The 14,418-nt window shown below is 72.4% G+C and carries 12 protein-coding genes and 1 pseudogene; 8 read left to right on the plus strand and 5 right to left on the minus strand.

The window, feature by feature from the left end; all coding sequences use genetic code 11:
• Positions 1–71: 71 nt before the first annotated feature.
• The 4 genes from OG422_RS08980 to OG422_RS08995 all read left to right on the plus strand — a co-directional run bounded on the left by OG422_RS08980 (position 72) and on the right by OG422_RS08995 (position 3,773).
• Positions 72–1,043, plus strand: a complete 972-nt coding sequence (locus tag OG422_RS08980; protein WP_143940680.1) for an ACP S-malonyltransferase — start codon at positions 72–74, stop codon at positions 1,041–1,043.
• On the plus strand, positions 1,040–2,086 hold the full coding sequence (locus OG422_RS08985; protein WP_143940673.1) for a ketoacyl-ACP synthase III: 1,047 nt from the start codon (positions 1,040–1,042) through the stop codon (positions 2,084–2,086). The genes OG422_RS08980 and OG422_RS08985 overlap by 4 nt, the downstream gene beginning before the upstream one ends.
• Positions 2,087–2,183: 97 nt before the next feature.
• Positions 2,184–2,432: an acyl carrier protein gene (locus OG422_RS08990; RefSeq protein ID WP_143940674.1), complete on the plus strand. Its 249-nt coding sequence runs from the start codon at positions 2,184–2,186 to the stop codon at positions 2,430–2,432.
• 75 nt (positions 2,433–2,507) lie between these two features.
• Positions 2,508–3,773, plus strand: coding sequence for a beta-ketoacyl synthase (locus OG422_RS08995; RefSeq protein WP_143940675.1), 1,266 nt, complete (start codon positions 2,508–2,510; stop codon positions 3,771–3,773).
• Between the two features lie 70 nt (positions 3,774–3,843).
• Here OG422_RS08995 and OG422_RS09000 read toward each other — a convergent pair whose 3' ends face one another.
• Both OG422_RS09000 and OG422_RS09005 read right to left on the minus strand, forming a co-directional pair.
• Entirely contained in the window at positions 3,844–4,719 is an 876-nt protein-coding gene (locus OG422_RS09000; RefSeq protein ID WP_405741771.1) for an NAD(P)-dependent oxidoreductase, read from the minus strand.
• Positions 4,720–4,771: 52 nt separating this feature from the next.
• Positions 4,772–5,266: a DUF3145 domain-containing protein gene (locus OG422_RS09005; protein WP_405741773.1), complete on the minus strand. Its 495-nt coding sequence runs from the start codon at positions 5,264–5,266 to the stop codon at positions 4,772–4,774.
• 387 nt (positions 5,267–5,653) lie between these two features.
• Here OG422_RS09005 and OG422_RS09010 point away from each other — a divergent pair, with 387 nt between their 5' ends.
• The 4 genes from OG422_RS09010 to OG422_RS09025 all read left to right on the plus strand — a co-directional run bounded on the left by OG422_RS09010 (position 5,654) and on the right by OG422_RS09025 (position 9,180).
• Positions 5,654–6,586, plus strand: coding sequence for an SGNH/GDSL hydrolase family protein (locus tag OG422_RS09010; protein ID WP_405747696.1), 933 nt, complete (start codon positions 5,654–5,656; stop codon positions 6,584–6,586).
• A gap of 112 nt (positions 6,587–6,698) precedes the next feature.
• Entirely contained in the window at positions 6,699–7,400 is a 702-nt protein-coding gene (locus OG422_RS09015; RefSeq protein WP_405741776.1) for a DUF4097 family beta strand repeat-containing protein, read from the plus strand.
• A gap of 137 nt (positions 7,401–7,537) precedes the next feature.
• Positions 7,538–8,935 (plus strand): nitrilase-related carbon-nitrogen hydrolase, encoded by a 1,398-nt coding sequence (locus tag OG422_RS09020; RefSeq protein ID WP_405741779.1) that lies wholly within the window; start codon positions 7,538–7,540, stop codon positions 8,933–8,935.
• Entirely contained in the window at positions 8,932–9,180 is a 249-nt protein-coding gene (locus tag OG422_RS09025; protein WP_405741782.1) for a hypothetical protein, read from the plus strand. Before OG422_RS09020 ends, OG422_RS09025 begins: the two co-directional genes overlap by 4 nt.
• Before the next feature lie 154 nt (positions 9,181–9,334).
• Here the strand turns inward: OG422_RS09025 and OG422_RS09030 are convergent, their stop codons facing one another.
• The 3 genes and pseudogenes from OG422_RS09030 to OG422_RS09040 all read right to left on the minus strand — a co-directional run bounded on the left by OG422_RS09030 (position 9,335) and on the right by OG422_RS09040 (position 14,174).
• Complete coding sequence (locus tag OG422_RS09030) at positions 9,335–10,261, minus strand: ribokinase (protein ID WP_405741785.1); 927 nt, start codon at positions 10,259–10,261, stop codon at positions 9,335–9,337.
• Between the two features lie 154 nt (positions 10,262–10,415).
• Positions 10,416–12,301: pseudogene (locus OG422_RS09035) on the minus strand (substrate-binding domain-containing protein).
• Between the two features lie 130 nt (positions 12,302–12,431).
• Positions 12,432–14,174, minus strand: a complete 1,743-nt coding sequence (locus OG422_RS09040) for a sugar ABC transporter ATP-binding protein (protein ID WP_405741788.1) — start codon at positions 14,172–14,174, stop codon at positions 12,432–12,434.
• Positions 14,175–14,418 lie beyond the last annotated feature (244 nt).

A 14,418-nucleotide genomic window follows, 5' to 3' on the forward strand; every position in this document is an offset into this window, starting at 1 on the left:
CAATTCCCCCGATGGTTCTTCGTCCCTGTCCCCACGGGCGGGCGGGACCTCCCACAAGAGAGAGTGTGAGGGTGCTCGTATTCGTCGCTCCTGGCCAAGGCGCTCAGACGCCCGGCTTCCTGACCCCCTGGCTCGACCTCCCCGGTGTCGAAGACCGGCTCCGTGAGTGGTCCGCGGCCATCGATCTGGACCTGATCCACTACGGCACGCAGGCCGACGCGGACGCGATCCGCGACACCGCGGTGGCGCAGCCGCTGCTGGTGGCGTCCGCGCTGATCTCCTCCCGGCAGCTGTTCGCCACGCCCGAGGAGTTCACCGCGCACGTCGGCGCCGCGGCCGGTCACAGCGTCGGCGAGCTGGCGGCCGCCGCGCTGACCGGCACGCTCACCGACGCGTCGGCGATGACGCTGGTCCGGCGGCGCGGCCAGGCGATGGCCGAGGCCGCCGCCGTTACCGAGACCGGTATGGCGGCGCTGCTCGGCGGCGAGGAGTCCGTCGTCGTCCCGCATCTGGAGAAGCTGGGGCTGACCCCGGCGAACGTCAACGGCGCCGGGCAGATCGTCGCGGCGGGCACCACCGAGCAGATCGCGGCGCTCGTCGCGGACAAGCCGGAGGGCACCCGGCGGGTCGTCCCGCTGAAGGTGGCCGGCGCGTTCCACACCCACCACATGGCCCCCGCCGTGGCGGCGCTGGAGTTCGCGGTCGGCGAGCTGACCGCCACCGACCCGCACACCCGCTACGTCTCCAACAGGGACGGGCGGATCGTGACCACCGGCGATGAGCTGGTGCGGCTTCTGGTGGGCCAGGTGGCGAACCCGGTGCGCTGGGACCTGTGCATGGAGACGTTCAAGGAGCTGGGCGTCACCGCGCTCATCGAGGCGGCGCCGGGCGGCACGCTCGTCGGCTTGGCCAAGCGCGCCCTGCCCGGTGTGAAGACGCTCGCCCTGAAGACCCCCGACGACCTCGACGCAGCCCGTACCCTGATCGCCGAGCACAGCTCTCCGGTCGCCGATCCGTCGGCCGAAGAAGGAGCCCGCGCATGACCGCGAAGATCAAGCCCACGAAGGGTGCCCCGTACGCACGGATCATGGGTGTCGGCGGCTACCGCCCGACCCGTGTGGTGCCCAACGAGGAAATCCTCAAGCACATCGACTCCTCCGACGAGTGGATCCGCTCGCGGTCGGGCATCGCCACCCGTCACTGGGCGGGCCCGGAGGAGACCGTCGCCGTCATGTCGGTCGAGGCGGCGGGCAAGGCCATCGCCGACGCGGGCATCTCGCCCGAGCAGATCGGCGCGGTCGTCGTCTCCACCGTCTCGCACTTCAAGCAGACCCCGGCCGTCGCGACCGAGATCGCGCACCGCATCGGCGCGGGCCGTCCGGCCGCGTTCGACATCTCGGCCGGCTGCGCGGGCTTCGGCTACGGCCTGACCCTGGCCAAGGGCATGGTCACCGACGGTTCCGCCGAGTATGTGCTGGTCATCGGCGTGGAGCGGCTGTCGGACCTCACCGATCTGGAGGACCGTGCGACGGCCTTCCTGTTCGGTGACGGTGCGGGCGCGGTCATCGTCGGCCCCGCCAAGGAGCCCTCGATCGGCCCGACCGTCTGGGGCTCCGAGGGCGACAAAGCGGAAACGATCAAGCAGACCATCGCCTGGGACGCGTACCGCACGACGCCGGTGCCCGGTGGCGACGGCCCCGAGGAGCGGACGGCCCCCGAGGCGATCCGCTACCCCGCCATCACCCAGGAGGGCCAGGCGGTCTTCCGGTGGGCGGTGTTCGAGATGGCGAAGGTCGCCCAGCAGGCGCTGGACGCGGCCGGTGTCAGCCCGGACGACCTGGATGTCTTCATTCCGCACCAGGCGAATATGCGGATCATCGACTCGATGGTGAAGACACTGAAACTGCCGGAGAACGTCACGGTCGCCCGTGACGTGGAGACCACCGGCAACACCTCCGCCGCCTCCATCCCGCTCGCCATGGAGCGGCTGTTGGCGACCGGTCAGGCCAAGAGCGGCGACACCGCGCTGGTCATCGGCTTCGGGGCGGGTCTCGTTTACGCGGCTACGGTCGTTACCCTCCCCTAGGCAGGATCTGCGCAGCGCCGTCCGTCCCCCTGATGTGCCGGTCGCTGCGCCTAGCTTCACCCCGTCAGTTACCACTAGAGCACCAAGGAGCGCCATCATGGCCGCCACCAAGGAAGAGATCGTCGCCGGTCTCGCCGAGATCGTGAACGAGATCGCCGGGATCCCCACCGAGGACGTCCAGGTGGAAAAGTCCTTCACCGACGACCTCGACGTCGACTCGCTGTCCATGGTCGAGGTCGTCGTCGCCGCTGAAGAGCGCTTCGACGTGAAGATCCCCGACGACGACGTCAAGAACCTCAAGACCGTCGGCGACGCGACCGAATACATCCTCAAGCACCAGAGCTGATCCAGCTCCTGCGCATGTCGCCACCCCGCGGTGGCGCCGTATTCAGACCCCTCTACCCGTGGAGTAAGAATTCCCGTGAACGCGACCAATCGCACCGTGGTCGTCACCGGTATCGGCGCAACCACACCGCTGGGTGGCGACAGCGCTTCGACCTGGGAGGCCCTGCTCGCCGGCCGGTCCGGTGTACGCGCCCTGGAAGAAGACTGGGCGGCCGACCTCCCGGTCCGCATCGCCGCCCGTGCGGCGGTCGACCCCGGTGAGGTCATCCCCAAGCCGCAGGCCCGCAAGCTGGACCGCTCGGCGCAGTTCGCGCTGATCGCGGCCCGCGAGGCGTGGGCCGACGCCGGTTTCACCGCCAAGGCGGGCGAGGACACCACCGTCGACCCCGACCGGCTCGGCACCGTCATCGCCTCCGGCATCGGCGGCGTGACGACCCTGCTCGACCAGTACGACGTGCTGAAGGAGAAGGGCGTACGCCGCGTCTCCCCGCACACCGTGCCGATGCTGATGCCCAACGGCCCGTCCGCCAACGTCGGCCTGGCCGTGAACGCCCGCGCGGGTGTGCACACCCCGGTCAGCGCCTGCGCGTCCGGCTCCGAGGCCATCGGCTACGGCATCGAGATGATCCGCACCGGCCGTGCGGACATCGTCGTCGCGGGCGGTACGGAGGCGGCGATCCACCCGCTGCCGATCGCCGCGTTCGGCAACATGATGGCGATGTCGAAGTCGAACGACGACCCGCAGGGTGCCTCGCGCCCCTTCGACACCGCACGCAACGGCTTCGTCATGGGTGAGGGCGCCGGCGTCATCGTCCTGGAGTCCGCGGAGCACGCCGCCAGGCGTGGCGCGCGGGTCTACGCCGAGGCCGTCGGCCAGGGCATCTCCGCCGACAGTCACGACATCGTGCAGCCCGAGCCGTCCGGCAACGGCATCGCGCACGCGCTGCAGAGCCTCCTCGACAACAGTGATCTGGACCCGGCCGAGATCGTGCACGTCAACGCGCACGCGACGTCGACGCCGCAGGGTGACCTCGCCGAGCTGAAGGCGCTGCGCAAGGTCTTCGGCGACGACACCGACCACATCGCCGTCGCCAGCACCAAGTCGATGACCGGTCACCTCCTGGGTGGCGCCGGCGGTATCGAGTCCGTCGCGTCGATCCTGGCGGTGTACCACCGGGTGGCCCCGCCGACGATCAACGTCGAGAACCTCGACCCCGAGGTCGATGTGGACATCATCCGCGGCGAGGCCCGCAAGCTGCCCGCCGAGGGCCGTATCGCGGCGCTGAACGACTCGTTCGGCTTCGGCGGTCACAACGTCGTGCTGGCGTTCCGCACGGTCTGAACGCACCGCTGACGTACGAGGGCCCGCCCGGTCATGACGACCGGGCGGGCCCTCGGCGTACGTGGCCGGGTCAGTCGCCGAAGGAAGCGTGGTAGGCGGCGGCCGCGTCCTCGTCGCCGTGCCCCTGTTCCTCCGCCCGGCGCAGCCGTTCGGCGGCGGCCGCGGCCAGGTCGGTGCGGACACCGGACGCCGCGGCGGCCTCCGCGATCAGCCGGGCGTCCTTGCGGGCGGCGGAGACGGTGAAGCTGGGCCGGAGGTCGCCGGAGAGGATGGCCTCGGCCTTCATGCGCAGGTAGGGCAGGTCCAGCGGGCCGCCGTCGACGGCGGCGAGGAAGTCGCGCGGGTCGACGTCCAGCCCTTCGGCGAGCGCCACGGCCTCGCCGACGCCGTTGATGACGGTCAGCACCCAGCTGTTGAGGACGAGCTTGAGGCGGCTGGCGTGGCCGTCCGTGCCGTCATCGCCGACCCAGCGGGTGGTCCGCCCGATGACGTCGAAGACGGCGGCGGCCCGCTCCCGTACGTCGGCGGGTCCGGCGGCCAGGACGGTCAGTTGGCCCTGTTCCGCGGGGGCCTTGGTGCCCAGGACGGGGGCGTCGACGTAGCGCAGGCCGTGGGCGGCGGCGAAGGCGGCCAGTGGGGCGGTGCCCTCGATTCCGACGGTGCTCATCTGGAGCCAGAGGGTGCCGGGGGCGAGGCGCGGGGCCGCCGCCGTCATCGCGTCGAGGACGGCGGGTCCGTCGAGGAGCATGGTGAGGACGGTGTCCGCGCCGTCGACGGCCTCGCCCGGGGTGTCCATGACGCGGATGCCGTCGGCGGTGAGGGGTTCGGCCCGGGCGCGAGTGCGGTTCCAGGCGCGGACGTCGTATCCGGCGCGGGCGAGGTTGCGGGCCATCGCCGTGCCCATGATGCCGGTGCCGAGCACCGCCACAGAGATGTGATCAGCCATGTCCGCACGCTAAGACTTCGAGCGCGCTCGAAGGCAAGGCGCGGCGGGGCGGTCAGACGACTTGATGCAGCCAGCGGACGGGGGCGCCTTCCCCGGCGTGACGGAAGGGCTCCAGTTCGTCGTCCCAGGGTTTGCCGAGGAGACGTGCGACCTCGGCGGCGAGTTCGCTCTCGCCGCCCTCGGCGCGGACGACGGCGGCGCGCAGCCGGTCCTCGGGGATGAGGATGTCGCCGTGGATTCCGGTGACGGCATGGAAGATGCCCAGGTCAGGGGTGGAGCTGTAGCGCTCACCCTCGGCCGTGGCGCAGGGTTCGGCGGTGACCTCGAAGCGCAGCAGATGCCAGCCGCGCAGCGCGGAGGCGAGCTTGGAGGCGGTGCCGACGGCGCCCTGCCAGGAGAATTCGGCTCTCCAGGTGCCAGGGACGACGGGCTGGGCGATCCAGTCGAGGGTGACGCGTACGCCGAGGACGCCCGCGACGGCCCATTCGACGTGGGGGCAGAGCGCGCGCGGTGCGGAGTGGACGTAGAGAACTCCACGGGTCGTCACCGGGACCTCCAGTGCGGTTCGAGGTTCGCCTTCCCCGGCGGCCTCGTGCCCGCCCCGTCGGCGGCCGGGACGAGTGCCGGCGGTCCGCCCCGGTGAGCGTTTCGGCACCGGCCTGCCAGGTGACCTACAGTAAACACCATTGGGCCCAATATGCCGCAATCTGCCGTAAAAAGGACGGGAAATGACGGGTTGCCAGAGGTTTACGCCGACTGTGCACACCCGTTCGGGTCATGGCGCGGCGACCCCGGAACGGGGCTGTCCCGCGGACCCGGCCGAGGGGTGACGTACCGTCGGTACCTCGAAGAGATATCACCCACGCGCCGGAGGGGACAGGGGATGACAGAGATCGACCGGTCGTTCCCCTCTCGGCGTACGGCTTCGTTCCGGATGTGGTCCGCGGAGGCGGCTCCTCCAGGGCGGAACGGCGCGTCGGGGGGCGTGCGGCGTCGCGCGGGCGCCGCCCTCGTCGCCGGCGCGCTGCTGCTGTCCGTGACGGCGTGCAGCGAGGACGGCGCCGACGCACCGTCGGCGCGGCCGAGCCCGAAGGTCTCCGCGCCGTCCGTTAAGCCCGTCCCGGTATGGCGCACCGCCCCGGCGTCGATCGCGGCGCTCGGCGACTCCATCAGCGTCGGCTTCGACGCCTGCACGGTGCTGTCCGACTGCCCCGAGGTGTCCTGGTCGACGGGCACCTCGCCCAAGGTCGACAGCCTCGCGAGGCGGCTGCTGGACCACCCTGCGGGGCACAGTTGGAACCACGCCCGCACCGGCGCGCTGATGAGCGATCTGCCGGATCAGGTCGACGCGGCCAAGGCCGACCGGCCCGAGCTGGTGACGGTGCTGATCGGCGCCAACGACGCCTGCCGCAGCGAGGTCCGCGCGATGACCCCGGCCGCCGCCTTCCGCGCCGACTTCACCCGGGCGATGAAGAAGCTGCGGCGGTCGCTGCCCCGGACGCAGGTGTACGTCGCGGCGGTGCCCGATCTGCTGCGCCTGTGGTCGGAGGGGCGCAAAAACCCGCTCGGCAAGCAGGTGTGGCAGCTGGGGATCTGCGGCTCCATGCTGCGCGACCCGGACGATCTGACGGAGCGGGCGGCCGAGCGCCGCGAGAAGGTGCGCGACCGCGTCAAGGCGTACAACGAGGCGCTGGAGGAGGTCTGCGCCGAGGACTCCCTCTGCCGCTTCGACCCGGGGGTCTTCGACTACCGCTTCACGGAACGGCAGTTGAGCAGCTGGGACTGGTTCCATCCTGGCGTCCGCGGCCAGGGGGAGCTGGCGGAGATGGCGTTCCGGACGATCACCCGTAAGGGATCGGCGGCCTGACCTCGGGGGCGTCCTCCGGGTCCGGTCGTCCTGTGGCATGAGGCGCCCCGGGGAGCCGTGCCGGAGGATTCCGGTGACCGGTATCGCCGTCGACTCCTGAGGGAACCTCGCCATGACCCGTCTCCGTACCGCCTGTCTCGCCCTGACCTGCGCGGGAGCGGCCGCCTTGACGACCGGCTGCTCGGGCGCGCTCGGGCCGTCGAAATCCGCGGAGCGGACGTACTCCGTGCCCGGTGACGTCCGCACGGTGACGGCCACCACGGCGGGCGGCTCCATCGAGGTGGTGACGGTGGACGGCGGCGGCCCGGTACGCGTCACGGAGAAGTACGCGTACCACGACAGCCGCCCGGCCCCGACCCATTCCGTCGCGGGTGGCGGGCTGACGCTGGACGCCTCGGTGTGCCGGGGCCTGGGCAACAACTGCTCGGTGAGCTACCGGGTGCAGGTGCCGCGGGCGACCGCGGTCGATCTGCACACCAGCGGTGGGAACATCACGGTGCGCGGTACGACGGGTTCCGTCGCCGCGGAGACCAGCGGCGGGGACGTCACCCTGGACGCCGTCGCCGCGCGCAAGGCCCGGGCGAAGACCAGCGGCGGCTCCGTGAGTGCCACGTTCACCACCGTGCCCGATGACGTGTCGGGCACCACCAGCGGCGGCAACGTCACGATCCGGCTGCCGCGGAGCAGTTACGCCGTGGAGGCCACGACCAGCGGCGGCGACCGAAAGGTCTCGGTACCGACGGATCCGGCCGCCCGGCACCGGGTGGTGGCGCGCACCAGCGGCGGGGATGTGTCGGTGGTGACGGCTTCCTGAACAGCGAGCGCGGGGGCTGCAATCGGCGGGCGGTCGCTGGCCGATCCGCCGGTCCGCGGTCTGCGGTCTGCGGTCCGCCGATCGGGAGTTATCCACAGGCTCTGCGCGGGTGAGTTGCGCGGATGCATGATGACGGCATGTTGATCGCCGCAGCTCAATTCCCGTCCCGCCGCCACGACATCGCGGCCAACGCCGCACGCATGGCCGCCCTCCTCGCCCGCGCCGCCGACCTCGGCGCGGCCCTGGTCGTCTTCGCCGAGCTGGCGCTCACGCAGTACGACCTCGACGCCCTCGCAGCGGATCCCGGCCTCGCCCTCACCCCGGACGACGCGCGGCTGGCGCCGGTGCGGGAGGCGTGCCGGGCGCACGGTGTCGGGGCGGTGGTCAACGTCCCCGCGCGGGAGCCCGGCGGCCCGGCGGGCATACCGGGCCTCACCTCGTTCGTCTTCGGTCCGGACGGGGCGCTGCTGACCCGCTATACGAAGCGTCATCTGTCCGGCCGGGAACGCGACCTCGTCACCCCGGGCCACACCGAGGGCCGCTTCCGCCTCGGCGGTGTCCCGTTCGCCCTCGCCACCTGCTACGACAATTCCTTCCCGGAGCTGGCCGAGCGGGCCGCGGCGGACGGCTGCCGGGTGTACCTCGCCAGTTCGTTCCACAGCTCGCCGGAGAGCCTGACGAAGTACCCGGACCGGGCGTGGGACAACGGCCTCCACGTCCTGCTCGCCAACGGCGCGGGCATGGGCAGCGGCACCTCCGGCCCGGGATGCGGGCTCAGCGGCGGCTGGCTGCCGGACGGGCGGCAGGTGGCGTCGGCCGGGCCGGGGGCGGACTGCCCGGAGGAGGGCGAGCTGGTGCTGACCGACGTACGCGACGCCGTCGTGCTGATGGCGGACCCGGCGGTGGCCGCGATGCCGGTCCGCGAGTGCGGGGAGCCGCTGGTGGACGTACGGGAGGCGGCGCCGAACCTGCTGGCGGCCGCAGCCGATACGGAGGAGGCGACGACGGACGGCGCCGGTGCCCATCTGCGGGCCGGGGTGCTGGAGCGGCTGCTCGCCGCGGAGCGGGTGCTCCCCGACGGCCTGCGGCTCCGCTTGGTCGAGGGGTACCGCCCGCCGGCCCTCCAGCGCCACTACTTCGAGAGATACGCCGACAGGCTGCGCGGGCTGCACCCCGACTGGGCTCCGGACCGGGTGCGCTCCGCCGCCTCCCGGTTCGTCTCGCCGCCGGAGATCGCCCCGCACAGCGCGGGCGGCGCCGTGGACGTCACCCTGATCACCGCCGACGGCTCACCGGTCGACATGGGCACCCCTGTGGACGCCTCGCCGGAGGAGAGCGACGGCGCCTGCTACACCGCCGCGCCCGGCATACCGGCGGCGGCACGTCGGGCCCGGCGGACACTGAGCGCCGCGCTGACGACGGCCGGGCTGGTGAACTACCCGACCGAGTGGTGGCACTGGTCGTACGGCGACCGCTACTGGGCACTGGAAACAGGCGCGGACGCCGCGCTGTACGGACCGAGGGAGCTGAGGTGAGCGAAGACCGCGAAGGCGGCGGCGGGTTGACCGGGCCGGTGCTGCTGGGCGACGCCGAGGTACGGGAGTCGCTGGACGCGACGTGTGCGGTACGGGCGGTGCGAGCGGTCCTCGCGGGCTCCGCACCGGGCCGGACCGACACCGACGCGATCACCCTGTTCTCGTCGGTCGGCCTGGCCGGCACGGAGGTGGCGGTGGCGGCGGAGCTGGCGGGGAGGTGTCGGGGGCGGGGTCGGCGGGGGTGATCGTCGGGGCGGGCCGTTCCGGGGTGGACGAGCCCACGTCCCGGTGGGGCAGTGACCTGCGCCGAAGCTTCACGCCCGGCCTGCACCGAAGCTTCACGCCCGGCCTGCGCGAGGCGCACGCCGTGCACCCACACGCCGCTCACCCCACCACCGTTCAGCTCCCCAGCAAGGCGTCCAGGTCAGCCAGAGTCGGGTAGGACGGCTGGGCGCCCGGCTTGGTGACGGCGGCGGCGCCGACACGAACCGCGAAGCGGGCGGCGGCGGGCAGGGTGTCGCCGCGGGCCAGGCGGGTGGCGAGGGCTCCGGTGAAGGCGTCGCCGGCGCCCGTGGTGTCGACCGCGTCGACCGTGACGCCGGGCACCTCGTGCAGGCCCGCGCCGTCCAGGAGCAGCGCGCCGTCGGCGCCGAGGGTGACGACGACGGAGCGGGCGCCCAGCTCGCGCAGGGCGTGCGCCCAGTCCCGCGGGGTGCCGTCGGCGGCGCCGGAGAGACAGCGGGCCTCGTGCTCGTTGACCACCAACGGGTCGGCCGCCGCCAGAAGTTCGGGGGCCAGTCGCTCCGGTACCGGGGAGGGGTTGAGGACGACGCGGGTGCCGCACTCCTCGGCGGTCACGGCGGCCGCCCGCACGGTCTCGGTCGGAATTTCCAGCTGAAGGGAGAGAACGGTGGCAGCGGCGACGGTCTGCCGGGCGGCGGCGACATCCTGCGGCGTGAGAGCGGCGTTGGCGCCGGGTGAGACGACGATGCTGTTGTCGCCGTCCGGGCCGACGATGATCATGGCGGTGCCGGTGCGGGCCGCCTCGTCGACGACGACCGGCGTCACATCGGTTCCGGCCTCGCGCTGCGCGGCGAGCAGCAGATCGCCGTACGCGTCCTTGCCGACCCGTGCCAACAGGGCGGTCCGCCCGCCGATCCGGGCCGCCGCCGCGGCCTGGTTGGCGCCCTTGCCACCGGCCGATTCCACCAGATCGGTGCCGAGCACGGTCTCCCCCGCACCGGGCCGCCGGTCCACCCGTACCGTCAGATCCGCGTTGGCCGAACCGACCACCAGAACGTCGTACACACGCCCCTCTCCACTCATCACCTTCGCCGCTCCCCTCTCTCGTATCTGTCGTGAAACTCTTGCCTGTCGCGTCCGGCGCGGCGGCCACGTCACCCGTCGGCGCTCCACAGGCCACTTGGCACGCACGGCTCGTATCGCCCGTATGGCACAGGCGGCGTGGGCCGCGGCCCGTTCAGCCGTCGAACGACGCCGCGTTGTCCGACGTCACCAGGACGACCGGCACCTTGACCGAAGCGGGCAGCTTCTCACCGCGGGCGGCCTTCAGCGCCCAGTCCACCGCCTTCTTGCCGAGCAGTTTGGGCTGCTGGGCGACGGTCGCGGTCAGCGTGCCCCGGCGCACGGCCGTCACCCCGTCGGGGGTGCCGTCGAACGCGACGACCTTGACGTCCTTGCCGGAGCGGGCCCCGAGGGCCTTGGACGCGCCGAGCGCCATCTCGTCATTGGCGGCGAAGACCCCGCCGATGTCGCGGTGGGCCTGGAGCATGTTCGCCATCACGTCCATGCCCTTGGTCCGGTCGAAGTCGGCGGGCTGGCGGGCCACGACCTGGATGCCGGGGTACTTCCTGATGCCTTCCTCGAAGCCCTGGCCGCGCTCGCGGGCCGCGGACGTCCCGGGCTGGCCCTCCAGGAACGCGACCTTGCCCTTGCCACCCAGCGATTCGGCGAGCGTCTTCGCGGCAAGGCGGCCGCCCGCGACGTTGTCGGAGGCGATCGTGGAGCCGACCTTGCCGCCGTTGACGCCGCGGTCGATGGAGATGACCGGGACGTTCGCGCGGTTGGCGACGCCGACGGCCGGAACCGCTGCATCCGAATCGACCGGGTTGATAATGGCGGCCCGGACGTCCTGGCTGGTGAACGTCTCCATCTGGTTGATCTGCTGGGTGGGGTCGTTCTGCGCGTCGGTGATGTTGACGTGCAGGCCCCGGGCGTCCGCCTCCGCCTGGGCGCCCTCCTTGATGCCGACGAAGAACGGGTTGTTGAGCGTGGAGAGCGCCAGCCCGAGGTCGGTGTCGCCACCGCGGTCGCAGCCCGCCAGCCCCAGCGCCAGCCCGGCCGCCGCGGCGGCCACCGCGCACCGCACGCCCCACCTGCGGCCCGCGCCCATGCCCGCCATACGGGTCCGTCCCGTACGAGCCCGTCCCGTACGGGACTGGGCCTCGCGGCCTTCGGCCGCCGCGTTCCGGGCGTTCATCGGGCGCTCCGGCGGCGCAGCGTGTCCAGGAGGACGGCGACGGCGATGACCACGCCGGTGGCGACCTGCTGCCAGAACGCGGAGACGCTCAGCAGGTTGAGGCCGTTGCGGAGCACCGCGAGGATCAGGGCGCCGATGAGGGTGCCGGATGCCTTGCCGGAGCCGCCGGAGAGGCTGGCACCGCCGATGACGACGGCGGCGATCGCGTCGAGTTCGTATCCGGACGCGGCCTGCGGCTGTGCGGAGGTGAGCCGGGCGGCCAGCACGATACCGGCGACCGCCGCGAACAGGCCGGAGAGCGCGTAGATGACGAGCTTGCGGCGTTTGACGTGGATGCCGGAGAGGCGGGCCGCCTCCTCGTTGCCGCCGATCGCGAACATCGCCCGGCCCGTGTACGTACGGGACAGGATCACCGCGGCGATCAGCCCCATCGCGATCATCACGAGGACGGGGACCGGCAGCCAGCCGCCGAGGGTGTCACCGAGAGCGCTGACCGAGGAAGGGAACGGGATGGGCGTACCGCCGGAGACGACCAGCGCCAGGCCACGGCCGACCGACAGCATCGCCAGCGTCGCGATGAACGCGGGCAGCCTGCCGTACGCCACGAGCGCGCCGGAGACGAGACCCGCGGCCACACCGACCGCCAGCCCGAGGAGGACCGCGCACCACACCGGCAGTCCCTCGTGGGTCGCCGCCCAGGCGACGACGGTGGCGGAGAGCGCGGCGACCGAGCCGACGGACAGGTCGATGCCCGCGGAGACGATGACGAAGGTGACGCCGAAGGCGAGGATCGCGGTGACGGACGCCTGGACACCGACGTTGAGGAGGTTCTGGCCGTTGAGGAAGTCCTTCGACAGCGCGGCCATCACCACGACGAGCGCGATCAGACCGCCCAGCGGGCCGTTCTTCAGGACCACCCTGGTGAACCATCCGCCGAACGCGGCGCCGCGGCCCGCCTCCAGGGGCGGAGGAGTCTCCTCCGGGGTCTTCAGCAACTCAGTCATCGGAGCCCTCCATCGCGCTCTGACCAGGGGTTTTCATGGGATTCTGCGGGGTGGCGGACAAGGCGGGGCCCGCAGGGCCGGCCGCCGTGGCCGCCTCGGTGGGGCCGCCGGCCGTCGGCTTCGGTGCCTCGGCGGGCGCCCGGCTCCCGGTGGCCGATTTCGGGGCCTGCACGGCCAACTCCATGACCGCATCCTGGGTGGCCTGTCCGGCCGGGAGTTCACCGGCGATCCGGCCCTGGGCCATGACCAGCACCCGGTCGCTCATGCCGAGCACCTCGGGGAGGTCGCTGGAGATCATCAGGACCGCGCATCCGGCCGCGGTCAGCTCATTGATCAGCTGGTAGATCTCGACCTTCGCGCCGACGTCGATGCCGCGCGTCGGCTCGTCGAGGATCAGCAGCCGGGTCTCGGTCAGCAGCCATTTGCCGATCACGATCTTCTGCTGGTTGCCGCCGGAGAGGGTGCGGGCGCTCTGGCCCAGACCGCTCATCCGGACCTTCAGCTGCGAGGCGACCGCGGCCGCCTCGCGCCGCTGCCCACGCCGGTCGACCAGCCCGCCGCGGGTGTCCCGGTCCAGCCGGGCCAGCACCAGGTTGTCCTGCAACGACGCGTCCAGGACCAGCCCCTGGCCCTTGCGGTCCTCCGGCACCAGCCCGAGCCCGGCGCGCATCGCCGCCCGTACGTCGCCGGGGGCCAGCTCCCTGCCGTCCACCTCGACGGTCCCGGCGTCATAGCGGTCCACACCGAAGAGCGCCCGCGCGACCTCGGTACGGCCCGCGCCGACGAGCCCGGCGAGGCCGACCACCTCGCCCGCGCGCACCTCGAAGTCGACGCCCTCGAAGACGGGCCGGGCCGGTGCGCCCTTACTGCCGCGCGCTCCGTGCCTGGTCAGACCGTGTACGCGCAGCAGCGGCGCGCCCGGGGAGTCGGGGCGTACGCGCGGATACTGCTCGGAGATGTCGCGGCCGACCATCAGCCGGATCAGCTCGTCCTCGTCGGTGGTGGCCGGGACCTCGGCGACCGAACGGCCGTCGCGCAGGACGGTGACGCGGTCGCCGAGGGCACCGATCTCCTCCAGGTGGTGGGTGATGAAGATGACGCCCACGCCGTCCGCGCGCAGCTCCCGCACGATGCCGAAGAGCGTTTCGACCTCCTCGGAGGTGAGGACCGCGGTCGGCTCATCCATGATCAGGACGCGGGCATCAAGGCTGAGCGCCTTGGCGATCTCCACCATCTGGAGCCGGGCGATGCCCAGTTCCGCGACCGGGGTGGACGGGGAGACGTCCAGGCGGACCCGGCGCAGCAGCTCGGCGGCGCGCGCCCGCATCGTCTTCCTGTCGACGAGTCCGAGTGCGGTGCGCGGCTGCCGCCCCAGGAAGATGTTCTCGGCGACCGTCAGGCCGGGGACGAGGTTGAACTCCTGGTAGATGGTGGCGATCCCGATCCGTTCCGCGTCCTGGGCGGAGCGGATGTGCACCTCGTGGAGTCCGTCGGCACTGCCGTCCGCGCCTCCGGCGGCGAGGATGCGTCCCTGGTCGGGGCGGTGGGCGCCGGAGAGCATCTTGATGAGGGTGCTCTTGCCCGCGCCGTTCTCGCCGAGCAGGACGTGCACTTCGCCGGAGCGCAGGCTCAGGTCCACGCCGTCCAGCGCGCGCACGCCGGGGAACGACTTCGTCACCCCCACCACGCGCAGCAGTTCGCGGCCGCCCGGTACGTCGTCTTTGACGCCGGTCATGCGCTGCCCTCTCTTCCTCGGTGTGGTGCTCGGGGTTCTCGTGCTTGGTGGTGTGGGTGGGGGACGGGTGGCGGGTTCGGGGCGCCGGGGGCGGATGGCGCCTCCGGGGTTCGCCTCGGCGCCTGCTTGACGTCCTTCCCGGAACGGGGCCGGGGACGCGGCGAGTTGGGGGCGTCGCCGGACCGCGCCTGGCCGGGATCGGCCCGGAGGGCGGTCCGGTGGGCGGTCCGGTGGGCGGTCCGGT

This window comes from Streptomyces sp. NBC_01525, assembly GCF_045040405.1.
GTDB classification, from domain to species: domain Bacteria; phylum Actinomycetota; class Actinomycetes; order Streptomycetales; family Streptomycetaceae; genus Streptomyces; species Streptomyces benahoarensis.